This window comes from Streptomyces sp. NPDC005151 (genome assembly GCF_053599875.1).
This window is the reverse complement of the sequence record NZ_JBSFYR010000031.1, coordinates 19,147-39,032: the sequence shown is the minus strand read 5'-3', so window position 1 is coordinate 39,032 and position 19,886 is coordinate 19,147. Positions and strand designations below refer to the sequence as shown.

Sequence of the window (19,886 nt, the reverse complement as noted above, 5' to 3'; positions counted from 1 at the left end):
AGAGAACGTGCCGGCGTCAGTCGTGCGGTCCCCGGCCCGGTTCGGGTGCCGCGGCGAGACAGCGGGTCCGGGCGCGCAGATACACGTCCTCGGCGCCCGAAGGGTCGCGGGGGTCGGGGGCGCGACAGGCCCAGGGCAGCGTGGTGAAGTACAGGCCGAGTGCCCGGAACACCGGTGCCGCGTCGGCGAATTGCAGGGCACCCCACAGGGCGTGGGCGAGATGGTTGACGTCGAGCAGGGAGTGCCTGGCCGGATCCGTGCGGTGGAACCAGAGGTGGAGGGCCCGTTCGGCGTCCCGTTCGGCGTCCTCGGCAACCCAGTGGAGATCCAGCGCCTTCTCGTGACCGCGCTCACGGCGGTAGCGCTCGACCCGCACGTACAGCGGAAGAACATGGAGCGCGGATCCTTCGGGCGCCGAAGATGCCGCCCACTGAGCGAAGTTGATCGCCTCGGAGAGGGTTCCGCCGGCCTTTCGCGCGTACACGAACTGGAGCATCCGGTGGTAGGCCTCGCGGTTGTACGGATCGCGCCGGTCGGCCTCCGCCAGCAGCCCCCACGGGCCGGGAAAGAGCATGGGTCCCGGCGGATGCAGCCGGTGCTCCTGCAGTTCCTGCCGCTCGTCCAACTGGGAGAGGGCCAGCAGACACACCCAGGGCACCGGGTCGGCGGGGGTGGCGTGGGCGGCCGACCTGCAGGCCTCCCAGGCCTCCTGCCATAATTCCTGCGCCCGGTGATGTCCCTCGCGGTGGGCGCGCACGGCACGCTCCACCACGACCCGTGCGTGCATCACGGCAACCGCGACACTCCGGGGTTCCTCGGCCCGCCAGGCCTGCACCGCGTCGGAGCCTGCGGCGACCGCGCCGAGCACCTGGGTGCGCTGGGTCCACAGCGTCCAGTCCGCGGTGCTTTCCAGCAGATTCCGCATGGATACCCAGCGGCCGGTGCGCAGGTCCTGTAACGCCGCACGTAATTCGTTGTCGTGCCCGGCCGGGTGATAGACCGGCCGGAAATCACTGGTCGCCATGGACTCGCCCCGCCCCCGTGCACGGCAGCGAATCCGGGCATAAGCGGACGGCCCGGGACGTGCGATGTCGGCGCACGCGGCATGGTGTCGGTCTCATCAATCCTCAAGGACGTGGGGGTGAAGCAGCTGTTGAAAGACGAACTGCTAGGAAGCGTCCGGTTGTTGCTCGGCCGTGAGTGTAGAACGCGCTCCGCCGATCTCCCGACCGATTTGCGGATCTTAGACCGACCGGCAATTGGGGGGCGGCGTCACGGGGCTGGGGCACGCACCTCGCGGCGTTGTCGTCCATCACCATGACTCCGCCATGGCTTATTCCTCCGCCTTGCGATGCACGCACCCCAGCCCCGCTCCTTCACCCACCCCCCAATTGCCGGTCGATCTTACTCAAGTCACCTGCGATGGAAGGATGTTGAACATCATTTGGTCATTCCGCAAGGTGTGGAATGCGGGCGCTTGACGTAAGCGGTGGTCTGCACCAGTCTGTGCGTCAGCGACAGTTGATCACGATTCCGTTCAAGCCGTAGAGCTTCCGCACAGCAGGAGTATCGATGACAGGCCCGGTGCTCGCCGTGGACCAGGGCACGTCCGGCACCAAGGCGCTGGTGATCTGTCCGGAACGCGGCGTGATCGGTTCCGGCGCGGCCCCGGTGCGGCCCCGGTACGGGCCCGGGGGAGTGGTCGAGGCCGACCCCGCCGAGCTGTTCGGATCGGTCGTCGACGCCGGACGGCAGGCGGTGCGTGAGGCAGGTGAACCCGTGGTCGCCGTCGGGCTCGCCAACCAGGGCGAGACCGTGCTCGCATGGGACCCGGCCACCGGAAAGCCGCTCACCGACGCCATCGTCTGGCAGGACCGCCGTGCCGCATCGGTCTGCAGCGAACTCGCCGGACATGAAGACGAGTTGAGACAACTCACCGGGCTTCCGCTCGACCCGTACTTCGCCGCACCGAAGATGGCCTGGATCCGCCGCGAGCTGACCCGCGAGGGCGTCGTCACCACTAGCGACTCCTGGCTGGTCCACCGGCTGACCGGGGCGTTCGTCACGGATGCGGCGACCGCCGGTCGCACCCAGCTGCTCGACCTCGACCGGGTCGGCTGGTCACCCGCCGCTCTGGACATCTTCGGCCTCTCCGGCGAACGGCTCCCCTCCGTCGTCGACGCCGCCGGCCCGGTCGGCACGACAACCGTGTTCGGCGGCGAACTCCCCCTGACCGGACTGCTCGTCGACCAACAGGCCGCCCTGCTCGCCCAGGGCGCCCTGCAGGCCGGCACCGCCAAATGCACCTACGGCACCGGCGCCTTCCTCCTCGCCCAGACCGGGCCCACGCCCCGCCGCGGCTCCACCGGACTGGTCAGCTGTGTCGCCTGGCGGCTCGGCGGCCGTACCAGCTACTGCCTCGACGGGCAGGTCTACACCGCCGCGTCCGCCGTCCGCTGGCTCACCGACCTCGGGGTGATCTCCGGTGCTGCCGAGCTCGACCTCGTCGGCGCGGGCGTCCCCGACTCCGGCGGTGTCACCTTCGTGCCGGCGCTCGCCGGCCTCGCCGCACCGTGGTGGCGCAGCGATCTGCGCGGCTCGGTGACGGGACTCGGACTGGACACCACCGTCGGCCACCTGGTGCGCGCCCTGTGCGAGGGCATTGCCGCCCAGGTCGTCGAACTCGCCGACGCCGTCGCCACCGACCTCGGTGGACCGCTGACCTCGCTCCGTGTGGACGGCGGTCTGACCCGCTCCGCGCTGCCGGACGTCACCGCACTCGGGGCCGGGGCCGTCGCCCGCCTCGGCGTCGACCCGAAGCTGCCGCTCCAGCAGGCCGTACCCGTGTGGGAACCGGCCGCTGTGTACGAACCCCGGATCGGCGCGGACGAGGCCGCCGAACGCCTCGCCCGATTCCGCACCGCGGTGGAGACCCTGCTGGACCGCGCATGACGCCGACGGTCACCACGGCCGGAGACCTGGTCCACACCCTGCGCGACGGCGGCGCGGCGGCGTACGACGTCACCGTCATCGGCGCAGGCGTCGTCGGCACCGCCCTCGCCCGTGAGCTGGCCCGCTACCCGATCCGTACCGCCCTCGTCGACGGATCCGACGACATCGGCAACGGCACGTCGAAGGCCAACACCGCCATCCGGTTTCGACGCCGTCCCCGGCTCACTGGAAGTCCGTCTCGTACGCGAAGGGCAGCGCAGACTCGCCGGCCGAACTGCCGCCCCTGACCATGCCCAACCTGGGGGAGGCATCTCCCCGCCCCTACCGGCGCGCCGACCTCATCGCCCGGGACCCGGCCTACGGCACCCTCGTCTGCCACTGCGAAGGGGTCTCCGCCGGCGAGATCCGGGACGCGCTGGCCAGTGCGGTCCCGCCGCGGTCGAAGGACGGGCTGCGCCGCCGCACCCGGGCCGGCGGCGGGCGCTGCCAGGGGTTCTACTGCGGGGCCGCGGTCCGCGCCCTGATCGAGGAGGCCACGCCATGACCCGGCGCGAGCGAACCGTCGATGTGCTGATCGTCGGCGCCGGGGCCGAACTCGCCGCATCCGGCGCGGGCCACGTCGAGGTCCTGGAGCGCGAACAGGTCGCGGGCGGCATCCCGCGCCACTGCTTCCACGGCGGATTCGGGACCGGTCGCGCCGGGGGAGCGGTGACCGGACCCGGGTACGCCCGGCAGTGTGTGGCCGCAGCGGTAGGGGCGGGAGCCCGGCTCCGTACCGGAATCACCGTCGGCCAGGACGGACACGTACTCCACCGGCAGCGGCTGCTGCTGCCCGCCGAACCGAACCGGCCGTTCCGGCTGCGCGCCGACTGGCTCGACCGCGTCGATCCGCACGGCGGAACCGTGCGGATCACAGCAGTCTGAACCGGCCGGACGTCAGGGGATCAGTAGCCAGTCCGAACCGATCGCCGCCACCAGGCCGACGGCCAGCAGCCAACTGCCCAACCGAGTGCGGCCGTTCCGGCTGAGCTCGATCACGATCCCGCACAGGATCAGCGCCAGCCCGTACACCCCGACCACCAGAACGGACGACCGGCTCGCGATCCGCAGCGCCAGCACGACCGCCATCGCCGCCATGCCGACCGAGGAGAGCACGACCCGCAACCGTCTGGCCTGACGCGGCGTCAATCTGTGGTCCCCGGCCCCCGCCTCCTCGACCTCGGCGCCGACCTCGGCCCCGGCGTCGGTCTCTGTGCCGTTCGTGTCGCTGTCGGGGGCGGCTATCGGGGTGTCCACGGACTGGTCCTGGTCAGAAGTGCTCATGCCGCGGGATGGTAATAGTTTCGCGGCGCCCTGTTCACCGCTCCGCCCGACGGTTGCCGAAAACGAACGTCGCCATCCGGCTCATCCGCCCTCCCGTCGCAGCCGGGGCGCCTCCGCGGCCGCGTCCACCGTCCGCCCGCCGCCCGTCTCCACCCGCCCGGCCAGCTCCTCCGCCCAGCCGGTCAGCGCATCGATCCCGATCCCGTGCGCCGACGCGTCCCCGTACGCCGAGAGGGCCGCCGCGCCCCGACGCAACAGCCGCGCCCCACCCGTCGCATTGCCGCGCGCCGCATGCGTCAGCCCCACCGCCAGCTGCGCGAGCCCGCGCCACAACTCCCGTTCCGCCTCCGGGCCCGACTTCCACGCGTCCTCGAACACCTCGTGTGCGTGGAACGGCATCCCCGCGTCCAGCAGCCGCTGTGCCTCCCGCAGCGTCTCCTCGGGGGAGCGCACCACACCCTCCGGCTGCCGCTCCACCCCCGGAACCCCGTACGGCAGGGGGCGCCCCAGCCCGTCACGGGGGCGCGCACTGCGCGCCCGGCCCTCGGTGTCGCGGTCCCTACGAGTCTCGTCCACCCGTCGATTGTGCCCCGCACCTGCGGCGAACTGTCCGAACCACTGTCCGTGGGTCTCCGTGCACGACTAGTCTCGGCAGTAATCCGTAACTCTAGGGGAGGGTAGGCATGAAGCCGTCCCGGCCGCTGTACGAACGCGAACCGGAACTCGCTGCCGCCGCACAAGCCGTGGATGCCCTTTGCGGCGCCCAGGCAGTCGGCGGGCTGCTGATCTTCAGCGGTGAGGCAGGCATCGGCAAGACAGCTCTGCTCACCGAGATCCAGGCCATGGCCGCGGACCGCTGCAGCGTCTGGTCCGCACGCGGCGGCGAGACGGTCACATCCGTGCCGTTCCACGTCGTACGCCAACTCCTGCAGCCCGCGCTCGACCAGTTTCCGCCCGACGAGGTACGCGGTCTGTTCGGCGCGTGGTTCGAGATCACCGCACCTGCCCTCGGACTTGCCGAGCCCAGCGGCCCGCAGCCCGACCCGCAGGGTGTGCGCGACGGACTCGACCACGTCGTGTCGCGGCTCGCCTCCCGGCTGAGCCACCGTCCGCCGCTGCTGATCATCGACGACGCGCACTGGGCGGACGGCGAATCCCTTGCCTGGCTCGCCTCGTTCACCGCGCGCCTCGGCGAACTGCCCGTCCTCGTCGTCCAGGCGCACCGCCCGGAGGAACTGGCGGCGCGCGAGGAGGACGGCGGCAGCCACCCCGCCCAGGCCCGGGTCGCGCTGCGCGCGCTCACCCCCGAGGCCACCGCGGAACTGGTCCGGGCCATTCTCGGCGACCACGCCGACGACCCGTTCTGCCGCGAGGTGTGGGCCGTCACCGGCGGCAACCCGTACGAGGCGGTCGAACTCGTCGCCAAGGTGCAGGACCGCGAACTGACTCCCCTGGAGGAGTCGGCCGGGCTGCTGCGCGAACTCGGCGCCTCGGCCCGCGGCAGCGGACTCGTCGCCCGGCTCGAACGGCTCGGCACCAACGCCAACCGGTTCGCCTGGGCCGCCGCCGTCCTCGGCACCGACATTTCCCAGGACCTCGCCGCCACCCTCGCCGGAATGAGCCCCGCGGAGGCCGCCGACTGCACCGCGCGGCTGCGCGACGCCCGTATCGTCAGCGGCTTCGACCCAATGGAGTTCGTCCACCCGCTGATCGCCACCGCCGTGTACCGCTCCATCCCGCCGGCCACCCGCACCGCCATGCACGGCCGCGCCGCCTGGGCGATCACCCGCGCCGGACTCGGCGCCGCCGCGGCCTCCCGCCACCTCCTGGAAGTCCACCCGGACGACGACCAGGAACTGGTCGAGCAGCTCCGCGAGGCAGCCGGCCAGCATCTCGCGGTCGGTGCCCCCGAAGCCGCCCGCCGCTGCCTGGAACGCGCCCTGCAGGAACCGCCGCGCCACCAGGTGCGGGCCACGCTGCTGTACGAGCTGGGCTGCGCGACGCTGCTCAGCTCCCCTCCCACCACCGTCCAGCATCTTCGGGCCGCCCTCGATCTGCCCGGACTCGCCGACGAGGTGCGCGTCGACGCCACCTTCCGGCTCGCCGCCGCCCTCTCCCACAACAACCAGCTCAAGGAAGCGGCACTGGCTCTCGCCGCAGAGACCGGGCGTACCGCCCCCGGACCGGGCCGGATGCGGCTCCAGGCCGCGCACTTCATGTGGGAGGGCATGCTGGCCGCCGAGGACGACGGGCCCGGCCGCTCCCGCAGGCTCGCCGGCAACGCCGACCACCTCACCGGCCGCGACAACGCCGAACGCGCACTGCTCACGCTGCGCGCCTTCGACGCCATGCTCCGGGGCGAGGATTCCCAGCTCGTCGTCGATCTCTGCGAACGCGCCCTGGTCGACGGTCGCCCGGCCCGCGGGCTCGGGTGGACCGACACCGAATGGGGCTTCGAGTTCCCCACCACAGTGGGTATCACCTACGCCTTCACCGACCAGCTTGATCGGGCCGAGGCACTGTTCAGCGAGGCCGTCCGTGCCTTCGAGATCTCCGGCTGGAGCGGCGCGCACCTCGCCTTCGCCCACACCCTCCTCGGTCTCGTCCACCGGCGTCGCGGCAGGCTGGCCGAGGCGGAGGGCTTCGTGCGCGAAGGACTGCGGCTCGCCGACCGTGTGGGCAGCGGCCTGCCCGTCAACTGGATCGCCGCCTGCCTGCTCATCGACACGCTGCTGGCCCGGGGCCGGGTCACCGAGGCCCGCACGATAGCTGACCGGTACAACTTCGGGATGCCCTATCCCAGCGCGATGGTCATGCCGGACGCACCGTGCGTCCGTGGCCGTCTCCTGCTTGCCGAAGGCCGTACGAAGGAAGCCGTCGCCGAACTCGAAGCAGCCGGCCAGGCTCTTGAACCGCGCGGCCGGTTCAACGGCATCTGGGCACCATGGGCGGGCGACCTCGCCCGCGCCCTGGCCGACGAGGACCCGGGCCGCGCGGCCCAGCTCGCCACCTCGGCCCGGGTGCACGCCGAACGCTTCGGCACGGACACCGCGATCGGCGAGGCCCTGCGCTGCGTTGCCCTGTTCGCCCGCCCCGAGGAGGCCCGCCATCTGCTGGCCGACGCGGTCCGGCACCTGGAGGCGTCCCCGTCCGCGTACGAACACGCCCTGGCCCGTGTCGACTACGGCATCGCCATCCGCTCCCCGCGCGAGCTCGCCCGGGCCCAGGAACTGGCCACGGCATGCGGCGCCGAAGCGCTCGCGACCCGCGCCCATCAGGCACGGACGTCGATCCGGTCCGCGGAGTGAGGTAATGTTTGTCCTGCGCGGCCGCCCGGGAACACCGGGAGGAATCGCATCGGGACGTGGCGCAGCTTGGTAGCGCACTTGACTGGGGGTCAAGGGGTCGCAGGTTCAAATCCTGTCGTCCCGACAGTGATGTCGCACTTCAGGGGCCGTTTTCGAACGGCCCCTGAAGCGTTTCCGGGAGCAGACAGGGAGCCCTCTCCCGCTCCCAGCGCTCCCACCGACCCGGGTAGGCGTCATCCTGGGATTGACCGGGGGCGCCCGATCTGGTCGCTCCCCGGCCCGCGGACCGGCAGCGATGGCTTTGACTCGGTAAAGGGGCCGGCTCGCTCCCATCCGCCAAGTGCGGTCCTCGTCTCCGACCCCCTTTCGCTTCGGTCAAAGACCCCTTGGCCAACCACCGCCCTCGCCCACCTCCATGGCGGCATCCCTTAAGTCGCAAAGTCTTGAACGCATGGTGCCTCGTCACCGCAGGTCACCGGGATCGGACTCGCGCGGATGCGACGCCGCCTATCAGGTGCTGTGACCCCTTGACCGCGGCGCCGGCGCCGTACGCAACAGCTGGATGCCCCCGCGCACACGACTTGGGGCAGCTGGCAAGGCGGGGCAGAGAGGTAGAGAGGTGAGGGTTGTGAGCTGCTGTCGGTTTGCTGAGCTGAAGTGAGTGGTGGTGAGCGGGAGTGAGTCCTGGCGGTGGGGGGAACGGGGGTTCTGGGGTCGAATGGGTGACCTTGGCGGCTGTGGCTCGTTGGGCTGGATAGCGGGTGTCCGGCCTTGGGGGGGGTGATGTGGTGGGTGGTTTACGGAAGCTGACGGCCTCGTTCGTGGTGCCCGGGCCTTGCGGGGTGGCGGTCCGGGACCGTCTGGGGCACCTCACGCCCCAGGACGAGAGGGTGCTGCGTGCGGTCGGTGAGCATCAGGGTGCGCTTGCTTCCCGTGATCTCAAGGCCCGCTGTGCAGATGGTCTGGAGCACGGTGCGGACGCCTGGGCGTCGCGTAAGCGGGAGCTGACCGGGGTGTCGTCGTCGCGGATCGCGGGGGCGATCACCAAGGCCACGCATGATCAGTGGGCGCTCGCGCGTCGTTGCCAGGCGGCGCACGTCCAGAGGCTGGATGCCGGGATCAACATGCTGCGGCGCCGCCTGTCCCTCCCGATCGGGGAGAAGGGCACCAAGCGCGCGGCGGGTGGCTACCGGTCGAAGAGCGAGTGGTTCCGCAAGTCCCGTCGCCTTGCGATGCTGGAAGACCGGCACGCCGCTGCTGTTGCCGAGTGGCAGGCCGGGCGGGTGCGGGTGGTACGGGGCGGTAAGCGTCTCCTCAACACCCGCCACCATCTCGCCCAGGCCGGGCTCACCGAGGAGCAGTGGCGGGAACGGTGGGAGGCGGGGCGCTGGTTTCTTGCCGCTGATGGTGAGTCGGGGAAGCGGTTCGGGAACGAGACGATCCGCGTCACCCCGGACGGCGAGGTCAGCATCAAGCTGCCTGCCCCGCTCGCGCACCTGGCCAATGCCAGGCACGGCCGGTACATCCTCACCGTCCGCATCGCGTTCGCGCACCGGGGTGCGGAGTGGGCCGACCGCATCGAAGCCAACCGGGCCGTCGCCTACCGCATCCACCTCGATACGGACCGCGGACGCTGGTGGTCGAGCAGCGGCCCCTGGCCCGCCGTCGACGGGGCGACGATGGGCGGCAGCGCGCATGCGGGGAGCTGGATCGCGGGCGCGGGCCGGAGCTGTCGGCGAGGGAGCCTGCAATCATCATTGCAACGCGTCAACAGGGCGGTGCATTCTGCGTGTTACCGGTGAGGCCCAGCCAATGTCCGGGCCAGGTGTCGGTCGCGGCGGCTCAGTGGGCCGGCAGGTCATACGCAGCGGCGCGTCATCGTCGACCTTCGCCCAACGGGACCGGCCCTGGTGCACGCAGGGCCGCTGCGTGTACCAGGGCGGGCCGGCCCGGTTCATGTGAGGCCGTCAGGCCGCCCCGCCCAGATAGGCCTCGGCGACGCGGGAGTCGGTGGACAGTTCGGACGCCGTCCCCTCCAGTACTGTTTCGCCGTTCTCGATCACATATGCGCGGTGCGCGATTTTCAGCGCCGCCTTGGCGTTCTGTTCTACGAGGAGTACGGCAGTGCCGCTGAGGTTGATGTCCTTGATCACCTCCATCACGGCGGCGACCATGAGCGGGGCCAGGCCCATCGACGGTTCGTCCAGCATCAGCAGCCGGGGGCGGGCGACCAGGGCCCTGCCCATGGCGAGCATCTGCTGCTTGCCGCGGGACAGCGTCCCTGCGCGTGCCGATAAATCATCCGGCCTGCGCAGGCAACATGTTGGTACTCATGGAGGGTTCCGCCGAGTCGGTCTCGTCGGTGCGTCCGAGTTGCACGATCCACTCCGCCCTCGAGTGTGCGGGGGCGCCCAGAACCCGGACCTGCGGGTTGCATGTTCGATGACCGCGAAGACGTACAGCCGTGCCCCGGTCAGGGTGCGGGTCTTGAACAGATCGCAGGCGAGCAGGGCGTCGGCCTGGCTGAGCAGGAAGTCGGCCCAGGAGGTGCCGGCCCTCTCGGGGGCGGGTGGGACGCCGTGTTCTTTGAGGATTTCCCAGACGGTTAAGGCGGCGACCTTGATGCCGAACGCGGCGAGTTCGCCGTGGATGCGGCGATAGCCCCACGAGGCGTTCTCGTGGGCCAGGCGCAGGACCAGGGCGCGGATCGACCGGATCGTGGGCGGGCGTCCGCAGCGCTTGGGCACGTAGGTCGCAGCGCGGCGTCGCTTGAGCAGGTCGCGGCGTCGGCGCAGGATCGTGTCCGGGCGTACCAGGAGCAGGGGGCGCCGGAGCTTGTCCATCGGGAGTTGGTGGAGCAGGCCGGCGAGAACGGCGCGGTCGGTGCCGGTGAACGCGAGCCTGCCGAGTTGGCGCTGGAGTACGAGCAGTTGGTGGCGCAGCGTGAGGATCGCGATGTCTTTGTCCGCTCATCGGCAGTAGGCGCACAAGTACGAAGGTGTTGGTCGCGGCGAGATAGGCCAGGCGCAGCAGCACGACGGATCATGATGCCGTTCGCACTGGGTCACGGGAAGACAAGGGGGCGGTCGGCGGTAACGCCATAGATCGCCGATCAAGACTGTGACCTGGGCGGATGATGTACCGGCACCCGCACCGCCAGGCGACGAACTCGTGCGTGCCACCGCCGGAGTCGGCGCGCGACGGCGCCTGGGCCGCCGAGATTACCGGGCGGCGGGGCTCCCAGAGCCTGGCTCGGCCGGTCCCGGACTCGACGGCCGGGGTCCACGCGGTCGGTGGGACCTTGAGCACGGCCGAGGACCGGATCCGTGCCGCCCGCGCCACCGGCCTTACCAACCTGCCCCTGCACGACACCGCCCACAACCAGATCTGGCTGGAGATCGTCCAGATCGCCCTCGACCCGTGGAAGCCGGCGCCCACCCGACGCGACTGTGAGGATGATCGGGTGCCGCCTCGGGCGGTGGTCTGACCCACGACGCGACTGGCCTCGTGCCCTGCGTGCTGATCTGTCGATCACGCCGGAGGTGGCGCTTGCTGCCGCCGGACCGGTGGGCGTGTCCCGATAAGAGGTGATCCCCGGAGAGGGCATGGGCCGGGTCGGCTCCAGCTCCTCGTCACGATCCTCGGCCGCCCCGCCTCCGCCGCGGGGGCACCCGAGCGGGCTTGCGCGTCGGCCTTGCGGATCCAGTTCCGCAGTGTCTCGCCACTGATGCCGAGATCAGCTGCGACGTCCTCATACGTGCGCTTACCTGCTGCCGCCGCACGGTACAGCGGTACGGCATCGTTCCTGAACTCCGTCGAGTACGGAGGTCGCCATCCCACCGGGACATTCCTTCCATGGACCTGCGAGATCCATTGTCAGGTGTCCACCCGACAGGGGTCACCTCAATCGCTCACCTTCGGCGTCGCCTGGCGGCTCCGCGAGCGGTGGCTGGGGTGCGGGGTGGTTGCGCGGCGGATGGCGATGAGGGCGATGTCGTCGCCGAGGTTCCCTCTGGTGTGGGCGAGCAGGTCCCGCTGGATGTGGTGAAGCAGGGCTTCGGGGGTTTTGTCGGACCACTGGGCGGCGCGTTCCGCGAACGGGTAGAAGACGCCGTCGCGGTCGCGGGCCTCGATGACGCCGTCGGTGTAGAGGAGCAGGGTGTTGCCGGAGTCGAAGGGCAGCACGTCGAGGGTGTGGTCGTCCGGGTCGGTGATGCCGACGCCCAGTGGGGGTGCGGGGTGCAGGTTCGGGACGGTCACGGTGTTGTCCGGACCGAGCAGCATGGGCGCCGGGTGGCCGCAGCTGGTCATTTGGATGACGGGTTCGTCGTCGGGGATCTCCAGCAGGACAGCGGTGACGAAGCGTTCCCCGGCCTCATCCGCCGGTTCGAAGTCGGCCAGGTAGCGGGTCACGCTGCGTTCCAGGGCAAGGGCCATTTGGGGCAGGGCGGCGTGCTGGTGAGCGGCCTCGCGGAAGGCGCCGAGCAGGAGGGCGGCCTCGCCGATGGCGGGCAGCCCCTTGCCCTGTACGTCGCCGATCATCACACGCACTGCGCTGTCGGTACGGGCGGCGGCGTACAGGTCGCCGCCGATCTCGGCCTCCTCCTCGGCGGACAGGTAGAGGCAGGCGAGCTGCAGCGGGCCGAGCCTGCTGGGCAGTGGCCAAAGCAGGGCGTGCTGGGCGGCCTCGGCGACCGACCGCACCTGGGCCAGCTGGCGTCTGTGCCAACGGCGCACCACGGAGAAGAACACGATCAGCAAGGTGAGCACCGTGAGGGCGAGCACCTGCACCAGCAGGTTCGGCGAGTACTGCACGCCGAGGTGCCAGCCGATGAACGCCTGCGCCGCCACGGCCAGGGCTCCGATGCCGCCCGTCGTCCAGGGCCCGGCGAACGACGCGGTGATCGCGGGCGCGATCACCAGCAGGGGGCCGAGGACGATGTCGGGGGTCGCTACGTCCACGACCGTGATCAACACGATGAGCGCGACCGGGAACACCAGCATCGCATGGGCCAGCCGTAGCTGCCCCATCCCGGCAAAGCGCCGCCTGGAAGCCATGTCTTCCACAGTGCACCCACCCAGGGCGGTTAGCGAGAGGAGACAGCCGGCCGCTTCCGAAGGTGACCGCCTCGGCGATTGAGGAACTCCTGGGCCACCTGAACATCCTGCACAGCGGAGGAGTCCACGGCGTGTACATCGTCTTCGTGCGCGTCGCGCTCACCGAGGCACGGCGATACGGGGACCGGCCCCTGCCTGGCGACGGTGCTGGCGGGAGAGGACCCCGCTCCGTCACCTACATGCGCATGAAACGGGCCCGGCGCGCGAGGGCAGGCATCCAGTCCCGGCACATCGGCCTGCCCGCCGCCACCACGACCACCGACCCGACAATGAGCCACCCCGCTTGCGGGGGGCGCTGCACGGTGATCGCGCCTGGCGATTACGATCAGTGTCGCAGTCAGCACTGACAGTCCCATGCGTGCAAGTCGAGTCGCTGTCCCTGGGTACGGCAGGTGAGCCGGGCCGTCCGGCGTCGGGGGCGTAGGCGGTGGCCAGGCAGAGGGTATCGGCATCCGGGTCTGCTGCGAGGAGGGGTAGTGGCGCGCTTGTCACCACCGGTTCAGGAGTCAGTCGGGGACCACGGGGCGCGCTGCCGAATGCCGGGTCACCTGCGCACCGGTGACTTGTTTGCGATCGAGATCGCCTTGCCGGGTAAAGGACGCGTCAACACCAGGGGCTACCGCCGGTTACACAGTGATTCCGCTCAAGGTCGATTGCGTTTCGCCGGTCGTGGGGCGTCGGCGGATTTTGGCCGGGCGCTAAGTGTCATTCAGCAAATCCAGGCCGGAGTGCGGCTGGACGAGCCCCGAAATGCGCCGCCGGCGGAGCCTGATAATGCCCCGAGGCCGTGACCCTATAGGGATCCTGCGTCGCCGCCGTTTGCCAAGGATTCCAAAAGCGGACCAAACGGATACCACTCGTTGAAGTCGGTACGGGCTGTTGACGCGGCCATGGCATGGGCGACAGAATCCTCCCCGGTGGACGCGGGTAGCGATGCCCCACCGTTGAGAGGCGTACGATCCTGCGAAGGGGCGATATGCAAACGATCGACCGTGCACCTCTGATGGAGATAAGACCCCGGCTGCGTAATGACGTGGTATTCCTTCGCGTCGACACCGGAATCTATCTCAGAAGTTCAGAGACTTCCTGCGTCCTCAAAGGCGCCGGCGCATATGAGTGGATGTCCTTCCTCGGTCCTCGAATGACTGGCGAATCCAGCATCGCGGAATTATGTGAAGGGCTGGACGACACCCGACGCAAAACCGCGGTCGGACTGATGCGCACCCTGCTCGACCGGGGCTTCGCCCGCGCCGTCCCGCGCCCTGACGTGCAGCTGCTGCCGGCCGTCGTATCGGATCTGTTCGCGCCGCAGATCAATTTCGTGGAACATTTCATGCACGCGGACCAGCGGACGCCGCAGGAACTCTTCGCGCGGTTCCGTTCCTCCCGGGTCCTGGTCAGCGGCCCACCCGGGGGCGTAGCGGCGGCAGCGGTGCGCGGCCTGCTGCGCAATGGACTGGCCGAAATCGCGCTGGACGACGCCGCGTGGGGATCGGAATTCGACACCGAGACGGCCCGGCTCGCGGACGCGGGCGCACCGGCACACGTCGTCGTGATGCCGTCGACCCCCGAGGATCTGACGCCGTTCGACGTCGTGGTGGCAGTGGCCGACGAATCGCGCAGCGGTGCGCTGCTCGAACTGGCCGAACGGCTGCACGGCGTTCCGCACGGCCCGCGCCTGGTCCCGGTGGTGGCCGACCCGGACCGCATGGTGGTGGGGCCGGTCTCCGGGCCCGCGGAGCAGCCGTGCTGGGTGTGCGCGCAGCTTCGGCTGTCCGCCAACTCCGATCCTCGGTTGATGGCCGACTTCTGGCGTTCACTGGCGGTCGGCCCGGCCGGCGGCGATGCCCCGGCCGGCGGCCTGGTGGCGCAGTCCATGGCCGGCAACGCCGTCGCGTTCGAGGTCTTCAGGCTGCGCACCGGCCAGTTGCAGCCGGACGACGAGCGGCACGCCGTGATCCAGGATCTGACCACGCTGGAGGCCGGCCGCGAACGGGTGCTGCCGCATCCCGGATGCCCGATGCGGCACCAGCGGGTGAAGCCCGACGACGCCGTACGCCCGCCCGCGGACGACAGCGACGCCTATGGGCGTGCGGCTGTTCTGGTCTCCCCGCGATTCGGCGTGATGTCCGGCTGGACGGACGACTCGATCCGGCAGATCCCGCTCAAGACCGGCCGGGTGCGGCTCGGGCCGGCCGGCTCGCTGACCGACGGGGCGCGTGAGATCGCCGCGTTCGACACCGACACGGTCCTGGTCGCCCGCACGCGCTCGGTGCAGGTGGCGGTCGCCTGCTACGTGGGCCGGCTCGGGCCCGTCGGGCTGCGGGACGAGGCGGCCCCCCTGGACGGGGAACTGGTTCCGGCCGAGCGGCTCGCCCTGTTCAGCGGCCTGCCCGCACCCGAGGAGGAGCCGGCGATGCGGGCACGGCTGTCCGCGGTGTCACTGCACGACTCAAGCCGCTGGCAGGTGCCGGCCGCGGCCGTCCACCCGCTCTCCCCGGCCAACTCCCGGCTGCTGTTCGAGCCGAGCCCCGCGGGTGCGGCGGCCGGCTGGACCGCGGCGGACGTACAGGAACGCGGGCTGTGCTCGGCGCTGGCGCAGCGCGGGCTCGTCCGCGCGATCCGCGGCGAGGACCCGGCCCTGCCGCTCACCGAGGAGTGGCTGGCCGGCGACGAGGAGACGGCGTTCGCGCTCGGCAACCTGCGGCACATCGGCCACACCGCCCGGGTCTACGCGCTGCCCGGCGCCGCACCGGCCCTCGCGGTGCTCGCGGTGGTCGAGGGCGCCGACGGCGGGGCGGTCGACTGGGCGACGGGCTCGGCGCTGTCGGTGCGCGCCGCGGTACGCGAGGCGGTGCGGGACGCCGTCGGTCTCGCCGTCGGCCGGCACTACGAAGGCGCGCCCATGGACCCCGGCGACCCGCTGGTGGCCGACTTCGACCCCAGGACCCTCACCGAGGGCGACGCGAAGGCCGAGTGGTCCTTCGACCAGCCCGGTGTGCCGATGTCCGAAGCGCTCGGCCGGCTGGACGCCGACGGCACGCGCGCCCTGTTCGTCGACACGACGCCGATCGACCTGAGCGCGATCCGCGCGATGGTCACTGGAACGATCCTGCTCGCTGCGCAGTAGCGCGACAGCGAGCCGGTCCGCGCTCTCGAGGCGCGCCATGGTTCTCGGAACACCGGTTCCGGGTGCACATCCCACCATCACGAAGGGGAGGATCGCCATGTCCGTTGAGCTCCGAGACGAACTGAGCGCTCTGGAGAGTGCGACGTTCGAGATCGAAGAGATGACTGACGAGTCCGTCGAGCTGGCGTGGTCCAGCTCGTCCTGCTCGTGCTCCAGCTGCTGCTCCTGCTCCACCAGCAGCTGCTGCTCCTGCAGCAGCAGCACCAGCTGACGCAGGCAGCTGACCGGGCCGGTGAGCACCTGCCGCCGGCCCGGTCGTCCGGCTGACACGTGCGGCTGCCCGACGCGACGGTCCCCGTCGCCGAGGCAGGCAGCCGCACCCCCATCTTCGGAGTGACTGGGTGGACGGATGAATGTGGTGTCGAACGCGGTGACCACCGCGACGGTCCTGGACGACCCCCGGGTGACCGGCGTCGTCCGCGACTATCTGGCCGGGCGCGCCGGCGCGGGCGTCACGGTCGACGTCGGGGTGCTCGGCCTGCCGGAGCGGCCGGCGCCGAGCAGGGAGCGGTCGGCCGAAGGACTCGTCTACCCGGTGCGCCTGTACGGCGGGACGGTGCTGATGGGGCCGCTGCACCGGGCCGACGGCACGAGCCGGCCGTGCGGCCGTTGCCTGGACCGCCGCTGGCTGGCGCTGCGCCCGGTCGAGGAGCGCGGGCCGATCGAGGACGGCGCGGACGCCTGGGTGGCGGGTGACGAATCGCTCACCGCCTTCGCCCTGGAGCAGATCGCGCAGATCGTGCACGCGGAGACGGCCGACGGCGAAGTCGCCCCCGGCGACCGGCGGATCGGACGGATCGTGGAGCTGCGGACCGGTGATCTGACGGTCGGCCGCCACGACCTGATCCCTGACTCCGAGTGCGAGAGCTGCGCCACCCCGGTGCCCGACACCGCCGAGGGCGCGAGATTGCCGCTCGGCCCGCGACCGAAGCCGGGGCCGACCACCTACCGGGGTGCGTCGGCGGCGGACCTGACCCTGCCGACCACCGGCCTGGTCAACGAGGTGTGCGGAGCGCTGGCGAGCGCGGCCCGCCGCGTCTACCAGTGCAGCGCCACCCTGCCCGTCAGCGGGTACTTCCGGGTGCGCAGCAAGTACGACTACCACGAGATGTGGTGGAGCGGGCAGTCGCAGAGCTCGGCGAGCAGCGAGCGGTACGGCATCCTGGAGGGCCTGGAGCGGTACGCGGGCCAGTTCCCACGGGCAAAGCAGCCGGAGACGTACGGCAGTTACCGCGAACTGGCGCCGCAGGCCCTCGACCCCGCGACGATGGGCTCGTACCGTCCCGAGTTCTACGTCGGACACAACGACTACTACCAGCCCTACCATCCGGACACCCCGACCCACTGGGTCTGGGGCTACTCGTTCGGTGAGCAGCGGCCGCTGCTGGTGCCCGAGCAGTTCGTGTTCTACCTGGACCGCCGCCCGGACCGGAAGTTCGTCCAGGAGTGCTCCAACGGCTGCGCCAGCGGAAGCAGTGTCGAGGAGGCGCTGTTGCACGGCATGCTCGAACTCATCGAGCGCGACGCGTTCCTGCTGTGCTGGTACGGCGCGGCGAAGCTTCCGGAGATCGACCAGGCGACCGTCGTCGACGAGGAGGTCCAGTTCGTACTGGACCGGGTCGCGAGGCTCGGCTACCGGATGCGCCTGTTCGACATGCGCGTGGACGTCCCGGTGCCCGCGGTGATGGCGGTGGCCGAGCGGCTGGACGGCGGGATGGGCCGGCTGTGCTTCGCCGCCGGCGCGAGCCTCGACCCGGTGGAGGCGGTGCGCGCGGCGATCGCGGAGACCGCCTCCTACATCCCGGGCATGGACGAGCGGGTGGAGGCGAAACTGCCCGACCTGCGCGCGATGGTCACCGACTACAACCGGGTGCACGAACTCACCCACCACGCGCTGCTGTACGGCCTGCCGGAGATGGCACCGGCGGTCGACTTCCTGCTGGACGCGGCGCCGCCCCGGTCGATGGACGAGCTGTACGGCCCGTGGCTCGCGCAGCGGCCCGAGAGCCTGGACCTGGCCGAGGACGCGCGGTTCGTGATGGAACGGCTGCGCGAGGTGGGCAGCGACGTCGTCGCGGTGGACCAGACCTGTCCGGAGCAGGACGGCACCGGCATCCGCACGCTGAGCGTGCTGGCGCCGGGACTGGTGCCGATCGACTTCGGCTGGGAGCGGCAGCGTGTACTGCAGCACCCGCGGCTGAAGGCCTACCTCGACGGCGCGCTGGCGGAGATCCACGCCCGCGACGAGGGGTTCGGTCCCACGGGGCTGAACCGCAGGCCGCACCCGTTCCCGTGAGCTGTACCCGCTGCCTTCCGTGAGCCGTCCCCGCCGGCGCCAGCCCCGGCCGAAGAAGGAGATCCCGTGTCCGAGAACCGCACGCAGGTCGTGAGCGACTATGTGGAGTCGGTGTTCCGGCGCGGCCGGGAGCCGATGGAGCCGGTCGGATTCACCCCCGACTGGGAGGACCAGCCCTCCCGGCACAAGACCTACCTGGGGGTGCGGCGCTTCCCCCTGCCGGCGGGCACCGGCCTGCCGCTGGCCTGCGCCGCGGACGTACTCCTCGGCGAACCGCCCGCCGGCCAGGGCCCGCCCTGGACGCTCGACTCGCTCGCCGCCTTGCTGCGGCTGTCCTACGGCGTCCTCGACCGCAGGCTGCGGGTGAGCTGGAACCAGGACAGCCATGTGCGGGCGCTGTACCCGGAGGCGCTGTGGGGGAGGGGTACCGCATCCGGGGGCGGGATGTACCCGCTGGAGGTGTACTGGGTGGCCGGGCCGGGTGGTCCACTGACCCCCGGCGTCTACCACTACTCGACGGCGCACCATGGCTTCGAGCGCCTGCTGGCCGGTGATCTCACCGATGAGGTGCGCGCGGCGTGCGAGTCCGGGAACGGGACCGGGACCGGGGCCGGGGAGTCCGACGGCTTCCTCGTGGTGACCGTGCGGTTCTGGAAGAACTCCTTCAAGTACAACAGCTTCTGCTACCACGTGGTGACCCAGGACGCCGGTGCGCTGCTGGGCAGTTGGGAGCTGATCGCGCGGGGCACGGGCCGACGCCTCACCCGCGTGCTGTGGTTCGACGACGAACGGCTGAACCGGCTGCTGGGACTCGAAACCGACCAGGAGTGCGCGCTGGCCGTGGTCCCGCTGCCGTTCGGCGGGCCCGCCGGCCCTGCGACCGGTCCGGCGGACCGCGACGGCCCGGTCGGTCTGATCGACCGGCCGAGCTTCGAGAGGTCGGCGCGAACCCGCACCTTCGAGCAGGTCGAGCAGGTGCACCATGCGGTCCTGGCGGACCGCCGCGAGCGCCCGGAGCCCGAGGCGGCGCGCGGACTCGTACCGGTCCCGCCCGTCGGGGGCGAGGACGTCGTACTTCCCGAGCCGCTGACCGACCGGCTGGGCCCGGACATCGGCGAGACGCTGCGCTCCCGCCGGACCAGCTTCGGCTCGTTCACCCGCTCCCGCCCGCTCGGCCTCGACGAACTGGGGACCGTGCTGGCCGGCACGGTGTCGGGGCAGCGGTACGTCTCGGACGTGGTGCCCGACGACGTGGGGCTGACGGGGCTGTACGTACTGGCGAACCGGGTCGCCGGGCTGCCCAGCGGCACCTACCGCTACGACGGCGGCGGGCACCGGCTGCGTGTGGTGTGCGAAATGCCGCTCGCCGAGAAGCTGCAACACAGTTACTACCTGAGCAACTACAACCTGGAGCAGGTCGGCGCCGTGCTGGCGATCTCGGGACGGTGGCGCAGCACGCTCGACGCCTACGGCAGCCGCGGCTACCGGGTGCTCAACTCCGAGGTGGGCGCGGTGGCGCAGACGGCCTACACCGCCGCTGCCGCGCTGGGCGTCGGCTGCGGGGCGGTGCTCGGCTTCGACAACATCGCCATCGACGAGTGGGCCGGCCTCGACGACGGGGACGAGCGAACCTTCCTCTTCGTCCTGCTCGGCCACGAACGCGCGGACAGCGCGGACTTCGATTACCGGCTGGTCTGAG

12 protein-coding genes, 1 tRNA gene and 7 pseudogenes are annotated in these 19,886 nt (G+C 71.1%); 13 read left to right on the top strand and 7 right to left on the bottom strand.

All coding sequences use genetic code 11. The features are described 5' to 3' along the window. Positions 1-16: 16 nt before the first annotated feature. Positions 17-1,024, bottom strand: a complete 1,008-nt coding sequence (locus tag ACWD6R_RS18575) for a hypothetical protein (RefSeq protein WP_451819654.1) — start codon at positions 1,022-1,024, stop codon at positions 17-19. A 548-nt stretch (positions 1,025-1,572) separates the two neighbouring features. Here ACWD6R_RS18575 and ACWD6R_RS18570 point away from each other — a divergent pair. From ACWD6R_RS18570 to ACWD6R_RS18555, 4 genes and pseudogenes are all read left to right on the top strand, one after another. Continuing rightward, positions 1,573-2,952, top strand: coding sequence for an FGGY family carbohydrate kinase (locus tag ACWD6R_RS18570; protein ID WP_451819653.1), 1,380 nt, complete (start codon positions 1,573-1,575; stop codon positions 2,950-2,952). Then, a complete protein-coding gene (locus tag ACWD6R_RS18565) occupies positions 2,949-3,239 on the top strand; it encodes an FAD-dependent oxidoreductase (RefSeq protein ID WP_451819652.1) in 291 nt (96 codons plus the stop codon). The genes ACWD6R_RS18570 and ACWD6R_RS18565 overlap by 4 nt, the downstream gene beginning before the upstream one ends. Next, positions 3,224-3,496: pseudogene (locus ACWD6R_RS18560) on the top strand ((2Fe-2S)-binding protein); the annotation flags it as partial. The gene ACWD6R_RS18565 and the pseudogene ACWD6R_RS18560, both read left to right, overlap by 16 nt. Beyond that, positions 3,493-3,741 (top strand): annotated as a pseudogene (locus ACWD6R_RS18555) (oxidoreductase); the annotation flags it as partial. The pseudogenes ACWD6R_RS18560 and ACWD6R_RS18555, both read left to right, overlap by 4 nt. A gap of 147 nt (positions 3,742-3,888) precedes the next feature. Here ACWD6R_RS18555 and ACWD6R_RS18550 read toward each other — a convergent pair. Both ACWD6R_RS18550 and ACWD6R_RS18545 read right to left on the bottom strand, forming a co-directional pair. Continuing rightward, positions 3,889-4,275 (bottom strand): hypothetical protein, encoded by a 387-nt coding sequence (locus tag ACWD6R_RS18550; protein WP_451819651.1) that lies wholly within the window; start codon positions 4,273-4,275, stop codon positions 3,889-3,891. Between the two features lie 81 nt (positions 4,276-4,356). Next, on the bottom strand, positions 4,357-4,851 hold the full coding sequence (locus ACWD6R_RS18545) for a DUF309 domain-containing protein (protein WP_451819650.1): 495 nt from the start codon (positions 4,849-4,851) through the stop codon (positions 4,357-4,359). A 107-nt stretch (positions 4,852-4,958) separates the two neighbouring features. On the opposite strand from ACWD6R_RS18545, the gene ACWD6R_RS18540 reads away from it, so the two are divergent. The 3 genes and pseudogenes from ACWD6R_RS18540 to ACWD6R_RS18530 all read left to right on the top strand — a co-directional run. Then, positions 4,959-7,583 carry an ATP-binding protein gene (locus ACWD6R_RS18540; protein ID WP_451819649.1) on the top strand — a complete coding sequence of 875 codons (2,625 nt, stop codon included), beginning with the start codon at positions 4,959-4,961 and terminating at the stop codon, positions 7,581-7,583. A 50-nt stretch (positions 7,584-7,633) separates the two neighbouring features. Beyond that, positions 7,634-7,707: transfer RNA gene (locus ACWD6R_RS18535), tRNA-Pro, on the top strand. Positions 7,708-8,371: 664 nt separating this feature from the next. Then, positions 8,372-9,223 (top strand): annotated as a pseudogene (locus ACWD6R_RS18530) (IS200/IS605 family accessory protein TnpB-related protein); the annotation flags it as partial. A 327-nt stretch (positions 9,224-9,550) separates the two neighbouring features. Here ACWD6R_RS18530 and ACWD6R_RS18525 read toward each other — a convergent pair. Both ACWD6R_RS18525 and ACWD6R_RS18520 read right to left on the bottom strand, forming a co-directional pair. Next, positions 9,551-9,868 (bottom strand): annotated as a pseudogene (locus ACWD6R_RS18525) (ATP-binding cassette domain-containing protein); the annotation flags it as partial. 79 nt (positions 9,869-9,947) lie between these two features. Beyond that, positions 9,948-10,619: pseudogene (locus ACWD6R_RS18520) on the bottom strand (integrase); the annotation flags it as partial. Between the two features lie 139 nt (positions 10,620-10,758). Between ACWD6R_RS18520 and ACWD6R_RS18515 the strand changes: the two are divergent. Beyond that, positions 10,759-11,070, top strand: coding sequence for a hypothetical protein (locus ACWD6R_RS18515; protein WP_451819690.1), 312 nt, complete (start codon positions 10,759-10,761; stop codon positions 11,068-11,070). A 164-nt stretch (positions 11,071-11,234) separates the two neighbouring features. Here the strand turns inward: ACWD6R_RS18515 and ACWD6R_RS18510 are convergent. Both ACWD6R_RS18510 and ACWD6R_RS18505 read right to left on the bottom strand, forming a co-directional pair. Continuing rightward, positions 11,235-11,423 (bottom strand): annotated as a pseudogene (locus tag ACWD6R_RS18510) (transposase); the annotation flags it as partial. A gap of 63 nt (positions 11,424-11,486) precedes the next feature. Beyond that, entirely contained in the window at positions 11,487-12,641 is a 1,155-nt protein-coding gene (locus ACWD6R_RS18505) for a PP2C family protein-serine/threonine phosphatase (protein WP_451819648.1), read from the bottom strand. Between the two features lie 177 nt (positions 12,642-12,818). Between ACWD6R_RS18505 and ACWD6R_RS18500 the strand changes: the two are divergent. The 5 genes and pseudogenes from ACWD6R_RS18500 to ACWD6R_RS18480 form a co-directional block, all read left to right on the top strand. After that, a pseudogene (locus ACWD6R_RS18500) lies at positions 12,819-12,964 on the top strand (tetrahydrofolate dehydrogenase/cyclohydrolase catalytic domain-containing protein); the annotation flags it as partial. A gap of 878 nt (positions 12,965-13,842) precedes the next feature. Then, positions 13,843-15,831, top strand: a complete 1,989-nt coding sequence (locus tag ACWD6R_RS18495; RefSeq protein WP_451819647.1) for a TOMM precursor leader peptide-binding protein — start codon at positions 13,843-13,845, stop codon at positions 15,829-15,831. A gap of 186 nt (positions 15,832-16,017) precedes the next feature. Then, complete coding sequence (locus ACWD6R_RS18490; protein WP_451819646.1) at positions 16,018-16,158, top strand: hypothetical protein; 141 nt, start codon at positions 16,018-16,020, stop codon at positions 16,156-16,158. Between the two features lie 82 nt (positions 16,159-16,240). Next, on the top strand, positions 16,241-18,187 hold the full coding sequence (locus ACWD6R_RS18485; RefSeq protein ID WP_451819645.1) for a TOMM precursor leader peptide-binding protein: 1,947 nt from the start codon (positions 16,241-16,243) through the stop codon (positions 18,185-18,187). A gap of 66 nt (positions 18,188-18,253) precedes the next feature. Further along, the gene (locus tag ACWD6R_RS18480; protein WP_451819644.1) at positions 18,254-19,885 is read left to right on the top strand and encodes a SagB family peptide dehydrogenase; all 1,632 of its coding nucleotides are present in this window, start codon (positions 18,254-18,256) and stop codon (positions 19,883-19,885) included. The last annotated feature ends 1 nt before the right edge of the window (position 19,886 follow it).